A 5539-nucleotide genomic window follows, 5' to 3' on the forward strand; every position below is an offset into this window, starting at 1 on the left:
ACGCCGTCGACCAGGAAGTCCGTGCGGCTTGACAGCCCGCGACGCAGGCCGTCGCCGTAGCCGACGGGAACGGTGCAGATCTTCACGCTGCCGGGGCTACGGTAGTTCAACCCGTAGCTGACGCCCTCGCTCATGGGCACCAGGCGCGTGTCGGTGATGCGCGCGTGCACGCTCATAGCCGGGCGCAGCTCGATGAGCGGCGTGGTTTCAGGGCAGGGCTGGTAGCCGTACAGGCCGATGCCCAGGCGCACCATGTCGAAGCGCACGTCGGGGTAGCGGATGGCGGCTGCGGAGTTCGCGCAGTGCACGATGCCGGGGTTGATGCCCGCCGCGCGCAGGCCCTCAACGGCCTCGATGTAGCGCTTCGCCTGGATATGGAAGTCGAGCGTTTCCGGGCAATCCGCCGTGGCGAAGTGCGTGAACACGCCCTCGAGTTCAAGCGCGCGATGGAAGCCGATCTGGTGCATGAAGTTCACCACTTCGTCCCAGCGCACGCCGATGCGGTTCATGCCCGTGTTGATGGCCAGATGGTACGGCGCGCGCAAGCCCATGGAATCCGCGGCCTCCGCATATTTGATGGCGAACTCGGGAGAGTACACCGCCGGCATGATCTTGTAGGCAAGCAGCAGCGGGATGGCGCTGGCAGGCGGCTCGGCAAGCATGAGGATGGGCGCGTTGACCAGGCCTTCGCGCAGCTTGATGCCCTCGTCGACCGTGGCGACGCCCAGGTAATCGGCGCCGGAGTTCAGCGCAGTCTTCGCAACGCGCACCGCGCCGTGGCCATATGCGTCGGCCTTCACGACGGCCATCATATGGCGGCCCGAACCGATCATCTTCTTGACGGCGGAGGCGTTGTGGCGGATGGCGTTCAGGTCGATCTCAAGCCAGGCCCAACGACGGTCCTTCTCGGGGATGGTGGCCAGCTTCTCGGGGTCGAACTCCACGCGGCCCTCGGGGTTTTCCCCGTCTGCGGAATAAGCGGCCGCTTCCTCATGGTCGCGGTTGTATTGGAATGCGCCGCGCACCTCGTTGGCAGCATCGGATGCCGCTTCGCGCTCGGTCAGGAAGCCGTTCACCCCACCGCGGCGAGGCGCTTGCGCAGGCGCAGGCTGGCCGGCATGGGCCGCGCGCTGGGCTTCGCGCTCGCGGATGGCGTCCGCCGCGCTGGTACCGCCCGCCGGCTTGCGGAACGCGAAACCGGTGAAACCGTTGGGAAGCTGAGTATTGTCTGCCATGTTCTGCACCCTCTTGAAACCATTGCTTTGCCCGAATGCGCAGGTCGGCGATGCCGATTCGCAGCGAAGCCGCGACGCGCGACGGGTCTCCCGTATAGCGGACACAAGTATAGCACTGGCGAAACCGGCAGCCGCTTCTGCGCAAAGCCTGCAGATACCGGCAGCAAGCGGGCAGAACAGCCGAAGCCGGACATTTGGGGACGGAGGGTTATCTGTCCGGAAATCGAAACGAACCATCCGCTCAAATCCTTAAACCCGAGTAGCGGAAGCCCGGTCATTCTTAAGTCCGGGCAACGGAAGCCCGGCCGTGCAAGGAGCCGCCCTGCGACGTGTTTTCGCAGCGCGCGCTATCGAGCCCCACTCCCCTGCGCTTAACGGGATTATGCAACGCTTTTCATTGGAGACGTCCATAAAAACTGCACCGATAAGTTACAATAAGCACAAGTGGTTTACGGGCTGGCAGCGGTTCGCAATCAATCCATTCGCAAGGCCCGCCCGGGACAAGAGAAATGGAGTACCGCCATGCTATGCCCCAACTGCGCAACCGAGAACGCCGCCGATGCGAAATTCTGCGGCAACTGCGGAACGCCCCTGAACGCCGCCGCGCCGCAACCTGAGGCGCCTGCCGCACCCGAGCCTCCCGCAGCGCCCGAGCCTCCCGCAGCCCCTACTGCGCCCGCCGCACCGGTCCCGCCTGCTGCGCCCGCTGCAACTGCAGCCCCGGTCCCGCCTGCAGTCCCGGTTCCGCCGGTCGCCCAGCAGCCGGCCGTCGCCCCGCAGCAATATGCTGCCGCTCAGCAACCTGCGGCACCGCAATCGCCTTACGCCACCGCACCGCAGCAACCGTACGCCGCGCCGCAGCCGCCTTACGGCGTTCCCATGCCCGAGAAAACGTACGTTGTGGAGGGAAGCAACCAGACGCTGCGCCTGATCGCGTTCATCATGAACGTCGTGTCCCTGGTTCTCATTGCAATCGTCGGCATCGGAACGCTCGGCTTCGGCCTAGTCCCCTTGGCTTGGGGCATTCCCATGACCGTTCGCTCCTGGGGCGTCTATAAAGGCAAAAAGCCCAACACCGTCGCTCTTGGCGTTTGCACCCTGCTGTTCCTGAACATGGTCTCCGGCATCCTGCTGCTGGTTGCTCAGAAGGACGAGTAAGCGCAAGGTTCTTCACCAGGCGAAACGACGTGACGCTCCGCAAAACGCGAAACGCAAGGCAACGCCGCAACGTAGCGCATCCGAGCGCAAAAAGGCACCGCAACGTAGCGCACGCCCAAACGCAAAGCGGGTCCTGCAGTTCAAATCGAACTGCAGGACCCGCTGCTTTTTGCACCGCGGCAATCGGGAGCCCCCGTTATGCACATGGCCTCCAACTAGCAGCTGACCGAATCGGCAGTGCGGGAAGTTGACAGATAAGTCTACGTCCCCAAGTGTCCGGCGGCCTGCGAAGCGATCTTGTCGCCGCCGGCTGCTAGTGGCCGCCGCCGGCCATCATCTTCACGGCGTGCGGAAGAGCGGCCACGATACCGTCCCAGTTCTCGCGGGCGGCCTTCTCGCTGCCCGGGAGGTTCACCACCAGGTGCGTGCCGCGCTGCATGCACAACGCGCGCGAGAGCATGGCGAACGGGGTGATGGTCAGGCTGTGGGCGCGCATGGCCTCGGCGATGCCGGGCACGTTGCGGTCGCACACGGCCTGCGTGGCCTCGGGCGTGACATCGCGCAGCGACAGGCCGCTGCCGCCGCAGGTCAGAACGACGTCGGCATCGATGGTGTCGCACGCCTCCACGATGGCGGCGCTGATCTGCGGCACCTCGTCCTTCACCACCACGTGGCTTTTGCATACCCAGCCGTTGTCGGCGATGAGCTGCTCGAGCGCGGCGCCGGCGGTGTCATGCTTCATGCCGCGCGTGTCCGAGCAGGTGATGATGGCGAACGTGATGGGCGCGGGCGCGTGATCGTGTTCGGTCATTGGTTCCTCCTTATATATGTGCCGGTTACAGGCACACGTCCTCGTTGACGTCGAGCAGGATGCACTCGACCAGGCTTCCCTCCGTGCGGCCTTCGCCGCCCTCGGGCAAAACGGCCAGGCAGTTGCTGCGCTGGATGACGCCGAACAAACCCGAGCTCTGGTTCTTCGCCGGCTCGACCGTATAGGCGCCATCGGCGTCCTTGGTGATGGTGGCGCGCAGGTAGATGCGGCGCGTATCGCCCTTCTTCGCGTCACGCGCAAGACGCGCCTTCGCAAGCGGGCGCTGCAGGTTGGAATACCCCTGCATCTTGCGCAGCGCCGGTCGGATGAGCATCTCGAAGCCGCAGTACGCCGCAGCCGGGTTGCCCGGCAGGCCGAACACGGGCGTGCCGTTGACCAGGCCGAACGTTTGAGCTTTGCCCGGGCGCATGTTCACGCGGGTCATGAGCAGCTGACCGGTCTGCTCGACGCAGGGCTTGATGAAGTCGAAGTCGCCGTCGGAGGCGCCGCCGCTGGTGACCACGAAGTCGTATTCGCGCACCGCTTCGAGCACCGCCACCTTCAAGGCCTCAAGCGAGTCCTCCACGATGGGCAGCATGGTGGGAAGCGCGCCCGCGGCGCGCGCGGCGGCAGCCAGCGCATAGCCGTTGGAGTTGCGGATCTTGCCCGCGGTGGGAACCTGGGTGGGCGGCACGAGCTCGCTGCCGATGGAGATGATGGCGACGCGCGGGCGGCGCGGAGTAGGAACCTCGGTCACGCCGCAACCTGCCAGAAAGCCCACACCCGCAGCGTTTATGACCTCGCCGGCGCGAACGACGGCCTCGCCGGCACGCGCCTCCTCGCCCGCTTCGCGCACGTTGCCGCGCAGCTTGGCGGGGGCCTCGAAGGCGACGCGGCTGCCGGGGCGGCCGTCGCCTTCCACGTTGCGCACGATCTCGTACTTCACCACGGCATCGGCGGCCGCGGGCAGCGGCGCGCCGGTCATGATGCGCACGCATGCGCCCTCGGGGATGTCGCCCTCGAAGGTGTCGCCGGCGGCGACCTCCGCGATGACGTCCAGCTCGACGGGCGATTCGGAGCTTGCAGACTGCAGCTGGGCGGCGCGCATGGCGAAGCCGTCCATGGCGGCATGGGCGAACGGCGAGATGTCGATATCGCTTTTCAGGTCGACGGCGGCGACGCGGCCCGCCGCGTCCAACACGGGAACCGTTTCCGCAGGCAGCTGCGAAACGTGAGATAGCACCAGGTCACGCGCTTGCTCGACCGAGATCATCTCCGGCATGGCATGTCCTTTCGATTGCGAGTGATATTGAACCACTGCATTATACCGCTTGCCGAATAAAACGGCACGGATATCGACAAGGCCATCGCAAAGGACAAGAAGCGCGCAAAACCGCGGGTCGCTACTCCTGGGCGCCCGAGAGCATACGGCAAGCCCATTGGGCCGCCACCATGCTGCCCTTGGCCAGCACGTCCTCGTCGACGGTGTAGTGACAGCTGTGCTGCGGATGATCGGCTCCCACCTGGGGATTCCTGGTGCCGACGAAGCAGAACACGCCCGGCACGATGCGGAGGTATTCGCTGAAGTCCTCGCCCGACAGCGTGCCGCGGTAGTCGGCCACGCCCTGTTCGCCCAGCGTGTCGATCACCGCCTGGCGGGCCACCTCGGCGCACGTGGGGTCGTTGGCAAGCCCGGCGTTGCCCGGCTCGAACGTGAACCTTGCCTTCGCGCCGAACGCGTGGGCGATGCGGCTGACGATGCGCTCCAAGCGATCGGGCACCTCAGAACGCAGGCCCTCGGACCACGTGCGCACCGTGCCGGTGAGCCACGCGTGGCCAGCCATGATGTTGCGCGCCTGGCCGCCATGGACCTCGCCCACGGTGACCACCACGGGTTCGAACGGGGAAACATCACGGCTGACCAGCACCTGCAGCGCCGTGACCATTTCGGCGCCGACGACCACGGCGTCCACGCCCTTGTGCGGCATGGACCCGTGCGCCGAGACGCCGTCGATGTCGATGCGGAACCAATCGGTGTTCGCCATGCGCTGTCCGGGCGCGCAGGACACGGTGCCGGCGGGCACCTCGCTCCAGATGTGCGCGCCGTAAATGGCGTCCACGCCGTCGAGCGCACCGGCTTCGATCATGGAAAGGGCGCCGATGGAGATCTCCTCGGCGGGCTGGAAGATGATGCGCACCTCGCCCGCCAGCGAATCGGCGGCATCGCGCAGGATGCGCACGGCGCCGAGCATCATGGCCATATGCGCGTCGTGGCCGCATGCGTGCATGACGCCGGGGTTCTCGGAGGCGAAGGGAAGGCCCGTCTCCTCGGTGA

5 protein-coding genes are annotated in these 5539 nt (G+C 66.1%); 1 reads left to right on the plus strand and 4 read right to left on the minus strand.

The features are described 5' to 3' along the window. Window positions 1–1235 (minus strand): alanine racemase (alr, locus tag Q0H50_RS08170; RefSeq protein WP_294421271.1); only part of this gene is annotated, 1235 nt, incomplete at its 3' end. Between the two features lie 522 nt (window positions 1236–1757). On the opposite strand from alr, the gene Q0H50_RS08175 reads away from it, so the two are divergent. Beyond that, window positions 1758–2393, plus strand: a complete 636-nt coding sequence (locus tag Q0H50_RS08175) for a zinc ribbon domain-containing protein (protein ID WP_294421273.1) — start codon at window positions 1758–1760, stop codon at window positions 2391–2393. Between the two features lie 313 nt (window positions 2394–2706). Here the strand turns inward: Q0H50_RS08175 and Q0H50_RS08180 are convergent, their stop codons facing one another. The 3 genes from Q0H50_RS08180 to Q0H50_RS08190 form a co-directional block, all read right to left on the minus strand. Then, the gene (locus tag Q0H50_RS08180; RefSeq protein ID WP_294421275.1) at window positions 2707–3204 is read right to left on the minus strand and encodes a MogA/MoaB family molybdenum cofactor biosynthesis protein; all 498 of its coding nucleotides are present in this window, start codon (window positions 3202–3204) and stop codon (window positions 2707–2709) included. Window positions 3205–3229: 25 nt separating this feature from the next. Beyond that, window positions 3230–4486, minus strand: coding sequence for a gephyrin-like molybdotransferase Glp (gene glp, locus Q0H50_RS08185; protein WP_294421276.1), 1257 nt, complete (start codon window positions 4484–4486; stop codon window positions 3230–3232). 121 nt (window positions 4487–4607) lie between these two features. Then, window positions 4608–5539 (minus strand): amidohydrolase (locus Q0H50_RS08190; protein ID WP_294421279.1); only part of this gene is annotated, 932 nt, incomplete at its 5' end.

The sequence above is a fragment of the uncultured Senegalimassilia sp. genome, from assembly GCF_934632265.1.
Lineage (GTDB): Bacteria > Actinomycetota > Coriobacteriia > Coriobacteriales > Eggerthellaceae > Senegalimassilia.